12 protein-coding genes are annotated in these 15731 nt (G+C 61.4%); 9 read left to right on the forward strand and 3 right to left on the reverse strand.

Going from position 1 to position 15731, the window contains the following annotated elements; all coding sequences use genetic code 11:
• Window positions 1-63 precede the first annotated feature (63 nt).
• From ACP7DE_RS24935 to ACP7DE_RS24965, 7 genes are all read left to right on the forward strand, one after another.
• On the forward strand, window positions 64-570 hold the full coding sequence (locus ACP7DE_RS24935) for a DUF4390 domain-containing protein (protein WP_226939765.1): 507 nt from the start codon (window positions 64-66) through the stop codon (window positions 568-570).
• Complete coding sequence (locus tag ACP7DE_RS24940) at window positions 570-2867, forward strand: sensor histidine kinase (RefSeq protein ID WP_426074619.1); 2298 nt, start codon at window positions 570-572, stop codon at window positions 2865-2867. Before ACP7DE_RS24935 ends, ACP7DE_RS24940 begins: the two co-directional genes overlap by 1 nt.
• A 98-nt stretch (window positions 2868-2965) precedes the next feature.
• On the forward strand, window positions 2966-3685 hold the full coding sequence (locus ACP7DE_RS24945; protein ID WP_426074620.1) for a response regulator: 720 nt from the start codon (window positions 2966-2968) through the stop codon (window positions 3683-3685).
• Window positions 3686-3690: 5 nt separating this feature from the next.
• The gene (locus ACP7DE_RS24950; RefSeq protein ID WP_426074677.1) at window positions 3691-4083 is read left to right on the forward strand and encodes a GTPase; all 393 of its coding nucleotides are present in this window, start codon (window positions 3691-3693) and stop codon (window positions 4081-4083) included.
• Between the two features lie 166 nt (window positions 4084-4249).
• Window positions 4250-4507, forward strand: coding sequence for a BTH_I0359 family protein (locus ACP7DE_RS24955; protein WP_071079509.1), 258 nt, complete (start codon window positions 4250-4252; stop codon window positions 4505-4507).
• A 77-nt stretch (window positions 4508-4584) separates the two neighbouring features.
• On the forward strand, window positions 4585-5364 hold the full coding sequence (locus tag ACP7DE_RS24960; protein WP_426074621.1) for a class II glutamine amidotransferase: 780 nt from the start codon (window positions 4585-4587) through the stop codon (window positions 5362-5364).
• A 137-nt stretch (window positions 5365-5501) separates the two neighbouring features.
• Complete coding sequence (locus ACP7DE_RS24965) at window positions 5502-6782, forward strand: EAL and HDOD domain-containing protein (protein WP_426074622.1); 1281 nt, start codon at window positions 5502-5504, stop codon at window positions 6780-6782.
• A gap of 66 nt (window positions 6783-6848) precedes the next feature.
• Here the strand turns inward: ACP7DE_RS24965 and ACP7DE_RS24970 are convergent, their stop codons facing one another.
• Both ACP7DE_RS24970 and metH read right to left on the reverse strand, forming a co-directional pair.
• Entirely contained in the window at window positions 6849-7220 is a 372-nt protein-coding gene (locus ACP7DE_RS24970) for an SPW repeat protein (RefSeq protein WP_426074623.1), read from the reverse strand.
• Window positions 7221-7332: 112 nt separating this feature from the next.
• On the reverse strand, window positions 7333-11127 hold the full coding sequence (gene metH / locus ACP7DE_RS24975) for a methionine synthase (RefSeq protein ID WP_426074624.1): 3795 nt from the start codon (window positions 11125-11127) through the stop codon (window positions 7333-7335).
• A gap of 662 nt (window positions 11128-11789) precedes the next feature.
• On the opposite strand from metH, the gene ACP7DE_RS24980 reads away from it, so the two are divergent.
• Window positions 11790-14261, forward strand: a complete 2472-nt coding sequence (locus ACP7DE_RS24980; protein WP_426074625.1) for an IPT/TIG domain-containing protein — start codon at window positions 11790-11792, stop codon at window positions 14259-14261.
• Window positions 14262-14419: 158 nt separating this feature from the next.
• Complete coding sequence (locus ACP7DE_RS24985) at window positions 14420-14827, forward strand: tautomerase family protein (protein WP_426074626.1); 408 nt, start codon at window positions 14420-14422, stop codon at window positions 14825-14827.
• On the opposite strand, the gene ACP7DE_RS24990 is transcribed toward ACP7DE_RS24985, so the two are convergent.
• Window positions 14828-15730 carry a LysR family transcriptional regulator gene (locus tag ACP7DE_RS24990; protein ID WP_426074627.1) on the reverse strand — a complete coding sequence of 301 codons (903 nt, stop codon included), beginning with the start codon at window positions 15728-15730 and terminating at the stop codon, window positions 14828-14830.
• Window position 15731: the final 1 nt, after the last annotated feature.

Genomic DNA, 15731 nt, shown 5'->3' on the forward strand with positions numbered 1-15731 from the left:
GGCACACTTGTGACAACACGACTCTTCCGACTCCTGGCCCTGCTGCTGATGCTGGCATGTAGCATGCCACGCGCGCATGCCGCCGACATGGTCGAGATCACCCGTGCCTACATCGAGGCTAGCGAAGAGGGCTACAAGCTGGCCGCCACGTATTCCTTCGAGCTCAATCACGACCTCGATGATGCGGTACAGCATGGCGTGCCGCTGTATTTCACGACGGAAATCGAACTGACCCGGCCCCGCTGGTACTGGTTCGATGAAAAAGCCATTGTGGCGCGCCAGACCAGCAAGCTGTCGTACAACGTGCTCACGCGTCAGTATCATGTGTCGGGCGGTGGCTTGCAGCAAAGCTTCCCCACCCTCGACGATGCGCTGTTCCTGATCCGCCGCCCCAGCCGCTGGCTGGTGGCGCGGCGCGGCGAGCTGAAAGTGGGGCAGACGTACAACGTCACCTTGCGTATGGGCATGGACCGCGACTACCTGCCCAAGCCGATACAGGTCAATGCCTTCAATAACAGCGACTGGCGCCTGGCTTCGAATAAAAAAACCTTTTTGTATACGGCGGAGTAGTGAGTCAAGCATTGCGCTATCTGCTGGTGGTGGGCGGCGGCATTGTCAGTATCCTGCTGTTCCTGCTGGCGTCGGCTTCCGATAATTCCGGCTTTTTCGACCGCTATTACACCTGGCTGCTGGGCCTGAACGCCGCCGTGGCCGTATCCCTGCTGACGCTGGTGGGCATTTCCCTGGGCCGCCTGTACGCGCGCTACAAGAGCGGCAAGTTCGGCTCCAAGCTGATGACACGCCTGGTAATGCTGTTCGCCGCCGTCGGCATCCTGCCGGGCCTGGTGATTTTCCTTGTCTCCGTGCAATTCGTTTCCCATTCCATCGAGTCCTGGTTCAACGTCAAGATTGAAGCGGCGCTGGAATCGGGGATTGAGCTGGGCCGTGCCGGCCTCGATGCGGCCCTGGTCGAGCTGGATCACCGGGGCCACAAGGCGGTCGAGGAACTGGGCGCCGACCCGGTGGCCGGTCCGGCAGTGCTGACCAGCCTGCTGCGCGAAGAGGGCATGCAAAATGTCATGATCGTCAGCGGCGATGGCGTGCTGCTGGCCAGCGCCGGGCCGCACAGCGCGGCTGACTTGCCTACGCCGGCCATGCTGGTGCAAGCCGCCTTGCCGGCCGGCTATGCCTCCGCCGAAGGGGGCCTGGAGTTGCACGACGATGGCACGGAGTCGGGCGGCGGCGGTTTCCGCGCGGGCACGCCGGCATCGCTGGAAACGGCGGCCAGCCTGCGCCTGCGGGTGCTGGTGACCGTGCCGGGTCCCTCCGTTTCGCCCCGCTACCTGCAACTGCTGCAGGCGGTGCCGCCCAAGCTGGCGACGAATGGCGAGGTGCTGCGGGCCGCCTACAGCGAATACAAGGAACGTTTCGTCGCGCGCGTCGGCTTGCGCAAGATGTACATGGAAATCCTCACCTTGACCTTGTTGCTGGCCATTTTTGGCGCCATCGGCAGCGCTTTCCTGATCGCGGGTAACCTGGCCCAGCCCCTGCTGCTGCTGGCCGAAGGCACGCGCGCCGTGGCCGAGGGCGACCTGTCGCCGCGCCCGATCGTCGCCACCAAGGATGAACTGGGTACCCTGACGCAGTCGTTCAACATCATGACGCGCCAGCTGCTCGATGCGCGCACGGCAGTGGAAAGCAACCGCGCCGCGCTGCAAAACGCCAAGGCCCACCTGGAATCGGTGCTGGCGAATATGTCGGCAGGCGTGATGGTGCTCGACGGCGATTTCAAGCTGGTGACCTGCAATGAGTCGGTCGAACGCATCCTGCAGCATTCGGGCATGAGCATGGTGGGCCAGCCGCTGGCGCATATTGCTGGAATGGAAGAGTTTGGCTCGGCCATCATCAGTGCCTTCACGGCGCAAAGCGCGCAATCGGCCTCGGGCCGCAACCAGCAGCGCCTGCATTGGCAGCGCCAGATCGAGATTCCGCGCCGCCTGGGCAGTAGTGCCGACGAGCATGACATCACCCTGCTGGCGCGCGGTTCGCGCCTGCCGCTGGAGTCCGGCAGCGGCTACATCGTCGTCTTCGATGATATTTCCGACGTCATTTCTGCGCAGCGCTCGATCGCCTGGGGCGAGGTGGCACGTCGCCTGGCGCATGAAATCAAGAATCCGCTGACGCCCATCCAGCTGTCGGCCGAGCGACTGCAGATGAAGCTCGAAGGCAAGCTGGAGCAGCACGATGCCGATCTGCTCAGCCGCGCCACCACCACCATCGTCAAGCAGGTCGATGCGATGAAGCGCATGGTCGATGACTTCCGCGACTATGCGCGCACGCCGCCGGCCGTGCTCACGCCCTTGCGTTTGAACGAACTGATCGAAGAGATCCTGAACTTGTACTTGCGCGGTGATGATGGCGACATCATTCATCCGCAACTGGCGCCGAATCTGCCGATGGTGATGGGCGATCCGACCCAGTTGCGGCAGGTGATCCATAACTTGCTGCAGAACGCGCAAGACGCCATGGCCGATCTGCCGCCGGACTCGCCGCATCCGCGGATTGACGTAAGGACGGAAGCAATTCATTATCGCAGTGCGGACGGCGGCGTGAATATCGCCGTGCGGCTGGCCATCACCGACAATGGCCCTGGTTTCGCGCCAAAAATCCTGGCGCGCGCCTTCGAGCCCTATGTGACGTCGAAGGCGCGCGGTACGGGATTGGGCCTGGCGATGGTAAAGAAAATTATCGATGAACATGGCGGACGCATCGATATCGAGAACCGGGTCGACGGCAATGGCGCTGCGGTGGTCATTTTGCTGTTAAAGTTAGCTCCCGACACTCCTGCCCAGGAATTCCTGGCGTGAGGGTCTGGTTTAGTATTTAAAAAACTAATAAAATCATAGCTGTCCGCCGTGTGCATCTTGTGCGCGAGGGCTGGCGAAATGAGGAAGGCAAGACACGAATGGCAAACATACTCGTAGTGGATGATGAAATGGGTATCCGTGAGTTGCTCTCGGAAATATTGGGTGACGAAGGACATGCTATCCAGCTGGCCGAAAATGCGCAGCAGGCGCGTGAAGCGCGTGCCGCCGGTGCGCCGGATCTGGTACTGCTGGATATCTGGATGCCCGACACCGATGGCGTGACCCTGCTCAAGGAATGGCAGCGCGACGGCTTGCTGACCATGCCGGTGATCATGATGTCGGGCCACGCCACCATCGATACGGCGGTCGAGGCGACGCGCATCGGTGCCATGAACTTCCTGGAAAAACCGATTGCCCTGCAAAAACTGCTGAAAGCAGTCCAGCAAGGCTTGACGCGGGCACAGGAAACCGTGCGCGCGACTAGCGTGGCGCCGCGTCCCGTGGCACCCGTGGTGGCCGAGGAAAGCAGCCATCCCGTGCCCAGCTTTGGCGGCAGTGCGCCGCAACAGCTGATGGTGCGTCCAGGCATCGCCGTACCGGCGGTAGCCGAAGGCCATGGCTACAACCTGTCGTTCGACTTGCCGCTGCGCGAGGCGCGCGACGCGTTCGAGCGCATGTATTTTGAACACCACCTGGGCCGCGAAGGCGGTAGCATGACCCGCGTGGCGGAAAAAACGGGCCTGGAACGCACCCATTTGTACCGCAAGCTGAAACAGCTGGGCGTCGAACCGGGCAAGCTGGCCAAGAAGAACCTGTGACGGCAATGCCGCGGCGCGTGACGCCGCTGACCCTGGTCAGCGGTGGCTGCGCCGCCGGGCGCGAGGCAGCCATCGCGCAAGCCTTGGCGCCGGACGAGCCGACCGCCGTGATCCTCGAGGGATTGGCCGATGGCAACGCCATCCTGGCGGACCTGGCCGAGCAAGTTCCCCCTTCTCCATCATTTCCATTGCAACTGTTGCGCATCGCACCCGGTTGCCTGTGCTGCAGCGGCAATCTCGTATTGCGTGTAACATTGAATCGTCTGCTGCGCCACCCCCCCGCGCACTTGTTCATCAGCTTGGCCAATGCCTCGCACATCGAACAATTGCGCACCTGGCTCACTGCCAGTCCCTACGATGCCCTACTGGCGCTGCAAGCAGACATACAGGTTTCCTGAGCGCGGCTTCTTGGCGCTTTCCTGATCGACGTACCGCAGTCGCAATGTGCATCTCGTTACAACTCTGCAGCCCGCCGGGTGGCATGGCGCTTGAAATAGTGCCGTATCAGCCCCACCTCTGTTCTGAAACCGCAGGAGCTTCTCCTGCCTGAGCGAAGGATGCAAAATGAACCTGATCTATAACAGCGAGCAATACAGCGTCGTGGAATTCGGCGCCGACGTCGACCTGGAAGCCCTGCGCTTTGGCGGCTATGAAATCGTCGACAAGGGCGGCAAACGCGAGACGTTTATCGCCGGTATCCTTGCGCAAAACTTCCGCCGCGACGTCACGGAACTGATCGCCAGCGAACCCAGCATGGAAGAGATCGATGAATTTTTAGGCAGCTATGATTCCCTCATGAGCCAGCCAGTTCTGTTGCACTAGTGTGATGGCTATCGCCACCATACCAATCCGTCTGACGGCATGGTATGGTGGTTGTGTTATCCAGCTGCAAACAGACCATGTGCCAACTTCTCGGAATGAATTGCAATGTCCCCACGGACATTGTCTTTAGTTTTACCGGCTTCGCCATGCGCGGTGGCCACACCGATACCCACCATGACGGCTGGGGCATTGCCTTTTTCGAGGGCGCAGGCGTGCGCCATTTCGTCGACCACCAGGCGGCCATCGCCTCGCCCGTGGCCGAACTGATCAAACGCTATCCCATCAAGTCGCGCAATGTCATCGCGCATATTCGCAAGGCTACGCAAGGCCAGGTGGCGCTGGAAAACTGCCACCCGTTCGTGCGCGAACTGTGGGGCCGCTACTGGGTGTTCGCCCACAATGGCGATTTGAAGGAGTTCAACCCCGTGCTGACGGGTAGTTACCGCCCCGTCGGCTGCACGGACAGTGAGCTGGCCTTCTGCTATCTGCTGCAGGAGCTGCATGCGCGCTTTGGCGACGCTCCGCCGGCGTTGCCGCAACTGCACGCCGCCCTTGCGGAGTTGTTGCCCAGCATCGCGGCCCACGGCACTTTTAACATGATGCTGTCGAGCGGCGAGGCGCTGTTTGCCCATTGCTCGACCAGCTTGCACTATCTGGTGCGACAACATCCGTTTCCAACTGCTAAACTCTCCGATGAAGACCTGAGCGTGGACTTTTCCCAGGTGACGACGCCACAGGATCGCGTGGCTGTGATCGTCACCCAGCCGCTGACGACGAATGAGCAATGGACGGCGTTTACGCCGGGCGAATTGAAGTTATTTGTCGACGGGATGGTGCAAGACACGCCAGCGGCCTAATTTGTTGACGACAATACGCTTGATTGCTGCCAAAATACCCACAGCGCGGGCGAAATTCAGCTAAAGTATTGTCAATAGTGAACCTTGATGCGGGCGCCGCGCGGCCGGTGTCACTCGACCTGATTGATGAAGACTTAATGATCGATATTTCCAGCAACGACATCACCCCGAAACCCTTGCGCGTGCGCGAGTTCTATCTGGGGCGACAACCTATTCTTGACCGCAATCAAGCCCTGTTTGGCTATGAGTTGCTATTCCGCAACGCCCCGGTCGGTCCCGCCAACATCACCAGCGATCTGTCCGCCACGGCGTCCGTGATCGCCCACGCTTCCCAGCTGGGGATGGAAAAGGTCATCGGCGACGCACTCGGTTTCGTCAACGTCGATGCCGACGTGATCATGAGCGACATCTTCGTTTTCCTGCCGCGTGAAAAAGTCGTGCTGGAAATCGTCGAATCGATGCCCGTCACGCCGGAAGTGCGCGCGCGCATCAGCGAACTGGTGGGTCATGGTTTCACCTTCGCGTTGGAAAACGTGGTGGCCGATACGTCGCAAGTACAGCAGCTGTTGCCGCTTGTGCAATATGTCAAAATGGACATGAGCAAGGTCGAGCCGAAGGTGCTGGCAGCACTGGCCCCCCGTTTCAAGCAGGAGCAGAAGAAACTGGTGGCGGAGAAGGTCGAGACGCGCGAAGAATTCAAGTCCGGGCTGGACCTGGGCTTCGATTACTTCCAGGGGTATTATTTTGCCAAGCCCGCCATCATGACGGGCAAAAAACTGTCGCCGTCGCAACTGGCCGTCATGGAACTGATGACCTTGGTTACCTCCGACGCCGAGAATATGGAGATCGAGCGCGCCATCAAGCGCGACGTGTCGCTGGCCCTGAACCTGCTGCGTCTGGTGAATACGCCTGCCGTGGGCGCGCGTCAGCGCATCGATTCGCTGAGCCAGGCTGTGACCGTGCTGGGCCGCCGCCAATTGCAGCGCTGGCTGCAAATCATGCTGTATGCGGAGCCAAGCAAGCGCGGCCATAGCATGACGCCGCTGCTGATGTTGGCCACCACGCGCGGCCGTTTGCTGGAGCTGCTGGCGCATAAATTGCGTCCTAACCACGCCCACTCGGCCGATATCGCCTTTACGGTCGGCATCATGTCCCTGATGGATACCCTGTTCGGCGTGCCGATGTCGGAAATCCTCAGCCAGATCGAAGTGATCGATGAAGTGGCCGAAGCGCTGCTGTCGCGCGAAGGCTTCTACGGCGACCTGCTGCGCCTGGCCGAATGCATCGAGCGCATCGAAGACATGGAAGGCGAGATCGTGCCGACCTTGCGCGACCTGGCCATGTCGCCGGACGACCTGGTGGAGCTGGAAATGGCTGCCTACGAATGGAGCGACAATGTGGTGAGGTATGCGTTGTAACTGACGCCTCCCGTAACGTTAAAAAAACCCTGCACGGCCTAGCCGTGGCAGGGTTTTTTTACGCCGCTATACGGCGGCACCGGGCCAGTGCTTGTGCAACTCGGGGTCGGTGCGCAGTTCCCACAGGGCCAGCACGACGACGGCGATACCGACGAGCAGCTCGTTCCACATGACGACGCGCTGTTCGGCCAGCTGCAAGATCCACGGCGAGGCGGCCACCCAGACGCCGACCAGCAGGTTGACGACGACGGCCCAGAAATACGTTTTGTACAGGTCGAAGGCGGCCAGCACGGCGATCACCAGGCCCGAGACAAAGGCGTTGATCATCTGCGGCGAGCCTTCGGGGTAGGAAAAGGCCCAGGGCGAGACGAGCAGCCACAGGCCCAGCAACAGGATCACTTGATCTTGCCAGCGTTTCAGTTTGAAATTGTTTGCCATATATCCTCCTTAGCCAGTTAGGGAACGGGCCGGAGCGGGCATGCAGCATGCCGACCGGCATACTGCGTTAGTGCGCTGCGGCGCGCGATAAGTTCCGCGCGCCTTGTGCTTATCATGACAGATTGGGCGCCAGCCAGCGTTCCACGTCCTCGATGCTGGCGCCGCGGCGCTTGGCCATGTCTTCCACCTGGTCCATGCCGATCTTGCCGACAACGAAGTATTTCGACTCCGGGTGGGCAAAATAGAAGCCGGAGACGGCCGCGCCGGGGAACATGGCATACGATTCCGTCAACAGCATGCCGATTTCCTCGGCCTGCATGACCTCGAACATTTCTTTCTTGACGGTATGCTCGGGGCAGGCGGGGTAGCCGGGTGCGGGGCGGATGCCGACATATTGCTCGCCGATCATGGCGTCGTTGCTCAACTGCTCGTCCGGCACATAGCCCCATAAATCCTTGCGCACGCGCTCATGCAGGTATTCGGCAAACGCTTCGGCCAGGCGGTCCGCCAGCGATTTGAGCATGATGGACGAGTAATCGTCGTGCGCATCTTCGAAGCGCTTTTCGTATTTCTCGATGCCCAGGCCGGAGGTGACGGCAAACATGCCGATGTAATCCTTCACGCCCGATGCCTTCGGTGCAATGAAGTCGGCCAGGCACTGGTTCGGCCGCTGCACGCCGTCGACCACGGGTTTGACGCCCTGCTGGCGCATGCCGTAATAGGTGAACGCTACGCTACTGCGCGTATCATCCGTGTACACCTCGATATCGTCGTCATTGACGCTGTTCGCCGGCAGCAGGGACACGACGCCATTGGCCGTCAGCCAGCGCCCGTCGATGAGTTTTTTCAGCAAGGCCTGGCCTTCCGCGTACACCTTGGTGGCCGCGTCGCCCACCACGTCATCGGTCAAAATGGCAGGGAAGGGGCCGGCCAGGTCCCAGGTCTGGAAGAACGGACCCCAGTCGATATAGTTGGCCAGGGTGGCCAGGTCGACATTCTTGAATACGCGGCGGCCGATGAATTTTGGTTTCACGGGCTTGCACGGGCCGTCGAAGGGCACGATCATCTTGTTGGCGCGCGCTTGCGCCAGCGGCAAGATGGGCAGCGCCTTCTTGTTGGCGTGCTGCTCGCGGATGCGCGCGTAGTCGAGTTCGATGTCTTCCACGTACTTGTCGCGCTGTTCCGGTGTCAGCAAGGATTGCGCGACAGACACGGAACGCGAGGCATCCGGTACATAGATCACGGGGCCCTCGTAGTTGTGCGCGATTTTCACGGCCGTGTGGGCGCGGCTGGTGGTGGCGCCGCCGATCAGCAGGGGAATCTTCAGCATGCGGAAGTGTTCATCGCGCTGCATTTCCTTGGCGACATACGCCATTTCTTCCAGCGACGGCGTGATCAGGCCCGACAGACCGATGATGTCGGCGTTTTCCACCTTGGCGCGCGCCAGGATTTCCGAGCACGGCACCATCACGCCCATGTTCACCACTTCGAAGTTGTTGCATTGCAAGACTACCGTGACGATGTTCTTGCCGATGTCATGCACGTCGCCTTTGACTGTGGCCATGATGATCTTGCCCTTCGGCTTGGCGACGATGCCCGTGCGTTTTTCTTCCAGCAGCTTTTCTTCCTCGATGTACGGAATCAAATGGGCCACGGCCTGCTTCATGACGCGCGCCGATTTCACCACTTGCGGCAGGAACATCTTGCCCTGGCCAAACAGGTCGCCGACCACGTCCATGCCGGCCATCAAAGGGCCCTCGATCACGTGGATGGGGCGCCCGCCATTGTGCAGCAGCTCCTGGCGCGCTTCTTCCGTGTCTTCTACGATGAATTGCGTGATGCCGTGCACCAGCGCATGCGACAGGCGCGCCTGCACCGTGCCTTCGCGCCAGGCCAGGGTTTGCGCCTCGGCCTTGCCGCCCGCCTTCAGGCTGCCGGCAAACTCGATCATGCGCTCGGTGGAGTCTTCGCGGCGGTTCAGCACCACGTCTTCCACGCGCTCGCGCAGTTCCGGGTCCAGGTTGTCGTACACGCCTACCATGCCGGCATTGACGATGCCCATGGTCATGCCGGCCTTGATGGCGTGGTACAGGAAGACGGTATGGATGGCTTCGCGGGCCGGGTCGTTGCCGCGGAAGCTGAACGATACGTTCGACACGCCGCCCGAAATCTTCGCGTACGGCAAGTTTTCCTTGATCCAGCGCGTGGCGTTGATGAAGTCGACGGCGTAGTTGTTGTGCTCTTCGATGCCGGTGGCGACGGCAAAGATGTTCGGGTCGAAAATGATGTCTTCCGGCGGGAAGTCCAGCGCATCGATCAACAAGTGATATGCGCGGGCGCAAATCTCGATCTTGCGCTCGAAGGTGTCGGCTTGCCCTTTTTCATCGAAGGCCATGACGATCACGGCGGCGCCATAGCGGCGGCACAGCTTGGCCTGGCGCAGGAATTCCTCTTCGCCTTCCTTCATCGAGATGGAGTTGACGATGGCCTTGCCCTGCACGCATTTCAAGCCCGCTTCGATGACCGACCATTTCGACGAGTCGACCATGATGGGGACGCGGGAAATATCGGGTTCCGAGGCGATCAGGTTCAAAAAGCGCGTCATGGCCGCCAGCGAGTCGAGCATCGCCTCGTCCATGTTGATGTCGATCACTTGCGCGCCGTTTTCCACTTGCTGGCGCGCCACGGATAGGGCTTCGTCGTATTGCTCGTTGAGAATCATGCGCGCGAACGCCTTTGAGCCCGTGACGTTGGTGCGCTCACCCACGTTGACGAACAGCGACTCGTCATTGACGACAAACGGTTCCAGGCCGGCCAGGCGCAGGTCGTGCGACGGCGCTGGCACCGTGCGCGGGGTATTTTTCGACAGCAACTCGCCGATGGCGGCGATATGTTCGGGCGTGGTGCCGCAGCAACCGCCCGCCATGTTCAAAAAGCCCGCGTCGGCAAATTCGCGTAGCAGGGCGGACGTGTCGGCTGGCAACTCGTCGAAACCCGTGTCGCTCATGGGGTTGGGCAAGCCCGCGTTCGGGTAGATGCAGACGAAGGTGTCGGCGATCTTGGCCAGCTCTTCCGCGTACGGGCGCATCAGGGCGGCGCCCAGCGCGCAGTTCAGGCCGATGGTCAGCGGTTTTGCGTGGCGCACGGAATTCCAGAAGGCGGGCACGGTCTGGCCCGACAAAATGCGGCCCGAGGCGTCCGTGACGGTGCCGGAAATCATCAAAGGCAAGCGCACGACGGTCGGGTTTTGCTCGTAGAACAGATCGATGGCGAACAGGGCCGCCTTGCAGTTCAAGGTGTCGAAAATGGTTTCCACCAGCAGCACGTCGGCGCCGCCTTCCACCAAGCCCTGCGTCTGCTGCAGATAGGCGGCCACCAGCTGGTCGAAACTGACGTTGCGCGCGGCCGGATCGTTCACGTCGGGCGAGATCGATGCCGTCTTCGGCGTGGGGCCCAGGGCGCCGGCGACGAAGCGCGGCTTGTCCGGGGTGGAATATTTATCGCAGGCGGCGCGTGCCAGTTTGGCCGCCTGGACATTCATTTCATAGGCCAGGTGGGCCATGTGGTAATCATCTTGCGCGATGGTCGTGGCGCCAAAAGTATTCGTTTCGATCAGGTCGGCGCCCGCCGCCAGGTAGCGCTCGTGGATTTCCTGGATGATGTGCGGCTGCGTCAGGGTCAACAGCTCATTATTGCCTTTGACGAACAGTTCACGCGCGCCACTGTTGACCGGTGCGGCGAAATCGATGAAGCGGCCAGCGGGGCCGCCACGGTACGCTTCTTCGTCGAGCTTGTACTGCTGAATGATCGTGCCCATCGCGCCGTCGAGGATCATGATCCGCTGCGCCAGAATGGCGCGCAAGGTGGCTTCGGTCGGGGACATGGCGGGGATCACGGTATCGTTCATTTCATGCTTTCAATAGGCAAACGGGCGGCGGCGCGGCGACAAGACTTTACGAGGCGGATGCGGGCCAGCAGGATCAGCTGACGGAGAGTGCCAGCCGGGTAGGGCAGGCAGAAGGTGGCAATCGCCTGATTTCACCGGGTCTAAAATTATACGGCATCAGGCTGCTTTGGTTTTAAGCAAAAGCGGTGGCAGGCCAGTCTGCCGTGGTTCGAGCAACACAACGGCGCCACGGCTGGCGCTACGGTGGCATCATCGCGGCCGCAGCTGAAAATGCCAGGCCTGAAAATCTTATTCAAAATGTTAATTTTTCCGCCAAGGTTAGCAGGAAGGTATGTGCTCTATGCTGTGGAAAAATTTCCACATTATTTGAATCCGCTCCCATTATTTTTCATGAATGGAATGGCAATAGCTGCAAAGGAAAATAATTGGGGTGTAAGGCAATGCAGAATGAGACACGTATTGCTGAAAATAAAGTTTGCCAGGTAGATATTTTAACTATTATCAAAACCAATTAAATCAAAAGCATTAATAGTTGTCTTATGGAATCGAAATAACCCATAATGTTGGTTCCTCGCAATTAAATTCTCACCAAAAGTCACCGATATGTCACATTCCTCTCCTATCCTCCCCGGCATCGCGCTGTATCAGTATGGATGCCAGCCATGAAAAACCATGTGCTTGTTGGATTGTTTCTCATGCTGGGCCTGTCCGCTTGCGGCGGCGGCGGGGGCGGTGGTGATACGGTAGTAGCGACCGCCTCGGGCAATCCCGTCGTAATTCCTGCCGTCTCGGCCGTCTCGGCGGCAAATGTCGCCGTGGGTGGCAGCCTGGTGGTCACGGGCACCAATTTGAGCCGCGTGACGGCCTTCCAGGTGGGCGGCGTGACGCTTGCCACCAGCGCCGCCAGCGAGACCAGCGTGACTCTGGCCATGCCAGGCGTGCCCGTGTCGGGTGCCTTGAGCCTGGTCAGCGCCAGCGGCACGGCGGCCACCAGCTATAACCTCAATGTGTACCTGCCATTGAGCGTGGGCAGCATCACGCCATTGACGGGCGGCGCCGGTTCCAGCGTGACGATCGCGGGCGGTGGCATGGGCGCCGTGACGGCGGTGCAGTTTGGCAATGGCGCGGCGGCGACACCGCAAAGCCAGACGGCCGGCAGCGTGACCGTGGTGGTGCCCCTGGGGGCGGCAACAGGAGCGCTGACGGTGCGCGGTCCGTACAACGATGTCATCAGCAGCGATACGTACAAGGTCTTGGCGAGCGTGGCAGTGACGTCGATCACGTCGGCCATCAGTGGCGGGACCTTGTCGGTGACGGTGCAGGGCAGCAATCTTGACCAGGTCAGCTCGGCCTCGGTGGGCAATACGCCAGCCGTCATCGTCAGCGCCAGTGCCAGCCAACTGCTGTTGTCTGCACCAAGCTCGGCAACGGGCGATGTGATGCTGTCAGCCGCTGCGCGCATTGCCGTCAATGCAGGCACGGTGTCGGCGTTTACCCTGGGCAGCATTGATTTCGCGCAGGTACTGAACTTGAACGCCAGCAATACGGCCTTGCGCCTGACGCGCGGCAAGCCGGCCGCCGTGCGCGTGTCCGTGCTGGCCACGCAAGCGGGCCAGGCCAGCCCGGCAGTCACCTTGAATGCGACTGCCGCGAATGGCAGCAACCTGGGCAGCATCAGCATGAGCGGCCCATCGGTCTTGCCAACGCAAAAGAACGATGACAGTTTCAACGGCAATTTCAGTGCCGTCCTGCCTGCCGGCTGGATCTTGCCCGGCGTGCGCGTGCGCGTGACGGCCGTTGGCAATGACGGCGTGCAAGTGAGCCAGGAAGCTGCGCCCGTGGTGGCCAGCCTGGCCAAAATCCGCTTGGTGCTCGTGCCCTTGAGCACCGACGATGGCGTGGCGCAACTGCCTGACGCCGAGGTGATCCGTGCTGCGCTGCTGCGCGTGTATCCGTATGCGACGGAAAATATCAGCATCACGACGCGCGCTGCGCTGAGCATGCCGGGCAGCAGCACGGCCGACAGCTGGTGGAGCGATACCCTGGGCAAACTGGAAAGCAAGCGCGCGCTGGAAGACAGCGGCGCCTATTATTATGGTTTCGTGCCGCGGATGTCTTCCACCCGCGCCGCCGGCCTGGCCTACATCAACCAGCGCAGCAGCGGCAACGACTTCACGTCGGCCATCGGCCTGGATGCCAGGTTCAACAGCATCGCATCGGTCGATCCCTTCGGCAATCAATGGCCGGAATGGCTGACCACGCTCGTGCATGAGCTGGGCCACAACCACTCGCTGCAGCACGTTGCCTGCGGCGGCCCGGCTGGCGCCGCTGCCGACTACCCATATGCGGATGGCAATCTGGGCCCGCAACCGCTGTACAACAGCAACTACGCAGGCAATATCGGCCAACTGAGCAAGGCAGTCTATGGCAGCACGCCGATGAAGGACGTGATGAGCTATTGCAGCGGTGCCTGGTTCTCCGACTATAGCTATGCGCGGGTGCAGCAATTCCTGGAAAAACGCAGCACGCAGGTGACGGGTAGCAATGTGTTGGCCGCCAGCATGTCCGTGGCCGAGAATGGCTATCTGACCATTTCCGGCCGCATCACGCCGACTGGCGTGGCATTGCGCCCGGCCGTTGCCTCGTCCACGCGTGTGGGCGCAGCGGCCAGCGGCAGCGGTCAGGCGTACACCCTGCGGGTCTTGACCGCGTCGGGAACGACTATCGACTTGCCCTTCGATGCCGTAACCGTGGCCGACCATGGCGGCAGCGCCATGAGCCACTTCCGCGTCAGCTTCGCCAACCCCGGCGATATCAGCGACGTGCAAGTATTGTTCAATGGTAAGCCATTGACCAGGCTGGAGCGTTCCGCGCGCCGCAGCAAGGCTGCCAACGATGGCAGCTTTGAGGTAACGCAAAGCGGCGGCAAGCTGGCGCTGGCCTGGGATGCGCAAGCGGAGCCGTACGCGGCCGTGCTGCACGTGGCCGCCGATGGCCGCAAGACGGTGGTCGCCAGCGGCTTGACAGGGGGCAATGCCAGCGTTGATGTGAACGCCTTGCCGACCGGCGGGCGTTTCGAGGTCAGCCTGTCGTCGTCCGTGGGCGGACGTTTGATGAAGGTGCAGCGCCGCTAGGCAAGGGTGCTGGATGCAAAAAAGGGCTTGCCGCGGCAAGCCCTTTTTTATGGTGCAGGCATTGGTGCACAAACTGCACAGATCCTGTGCCTGGCGGAGGCTGCCACTTTTCATCCCGCCTGCCTAGAATGGGTCTTCATCCACTTGCGGAGTATCCCATGCCCATCCTGAACCTGCGTTTGTCCACTGCGCCCGATGCGCGCCAGTCGGCCGCCATCGCCGCCACCCTGAGCGCCCTGACGGCGCGGCTGCTGCACAAGGCGCCCGAATTGACGTCGGTGGCGATCAGCCATGCCGATGCGGCGCATTGGTTTGTCGGCGGGCCCTCACTGCAAACTCAGGGCAAGGCCAGTTTTTTTCTCGATATCTTGATCAGCGATGAAACGAATACGGCAGCGGAAAAAGCCGCCTATATCGCCGCCGTGTTCGCCGCCATGCAGGAGTGTCTCGGCGCCTTGCATGACGTCAGCTACATCCACGTGCATGACGCGCGTCAGGCGGCCTGGGGCTATGGCGGCTTGACGCAGCAGTTTCGCGCCGTGCGCAAGGCGCTGCAGCAGCCATGATCAATCCCAGTGGCGCTCTTGGTAATGCTGCACGGCAAAATCGACGAAGACCCTGACCTTCGGCGACAGCTGGCGGCTGTGCGGATACAGCGCGTACAAGGTGCGTGGGCGCAAGGTGTAGCCGGGCAAGACCTCGACCAACTGGCCGCTGCATAGCGCATCGCGCACGATGAAGGCGGCTGCGCCAGCGATACCCATGCCACCCACTGCGGCCTCGCGCAGGGCGACGCTGGTATTGGCTTGCAGGCTGCCGCGTACGGCCACTTTGTGCGCGGCGCCGTCACTATCCGTGAACAACCACTCCGCCGGTTTGTCGCCCGATGTGTACATCAAGCAATTGTGCTGCGCCAGATCTTGCGGCGTGGCCGGATGGCCATGGCGGGCCAGGTAGGCGGGCGAGGCGACGGCCAGCGTGCGGCTGCTGGCCAGCTGGCGCGCCACCAGGGTGGAATCGGGCAAGCCGCGCGCCAGGCGCAGCGCCACGTCGAAGCCATCGTCGATCAGGTCGACAATGCGGTCATTGCAGACGAGGTCGATGTGTATGTGTGGGTATTGGCGGGTGAAATCGGGCAGCCAGGCGGCCAGTTCCAGCGCGCCGAAGGCCACCGGTGCATTGATGCGCAAGCTGCCGGACGGTTGCGCCTGGTGCCTGGCGACGGCGCGGTCGGCCGCATCGAGCGCGTCAAGGATATCGCGGCTGGCCAGATAGTATTCCTGGCCGGCGGCCGTCAGGGCGAAGCGGCGCGTGGTGCGGTTCAGCAACTGGGCGCCCAGTTGGCCTTCCAGCTGGCGGATTTGGCGCGAAACGATCGAGTGGGAAATGCCCAACGCGGCGCCGGCGGCCGTGAAACTGCCCAGTTCCACGACGCGGCGCAAGGCGCGCAGGGCGGTTAGCTGGTCCATG

The organism is Janthinobacterium sp. DSP2-3-3 (assembly GCF_049897325.1).
In the GTDB taxonomy this organism is placed as follows: domain Bacteria; phylum Pseudomonadota; class Gammaproteobacteria; order Burkholderiales; family Burkholderiaceae_D; genus Janthinobacterium.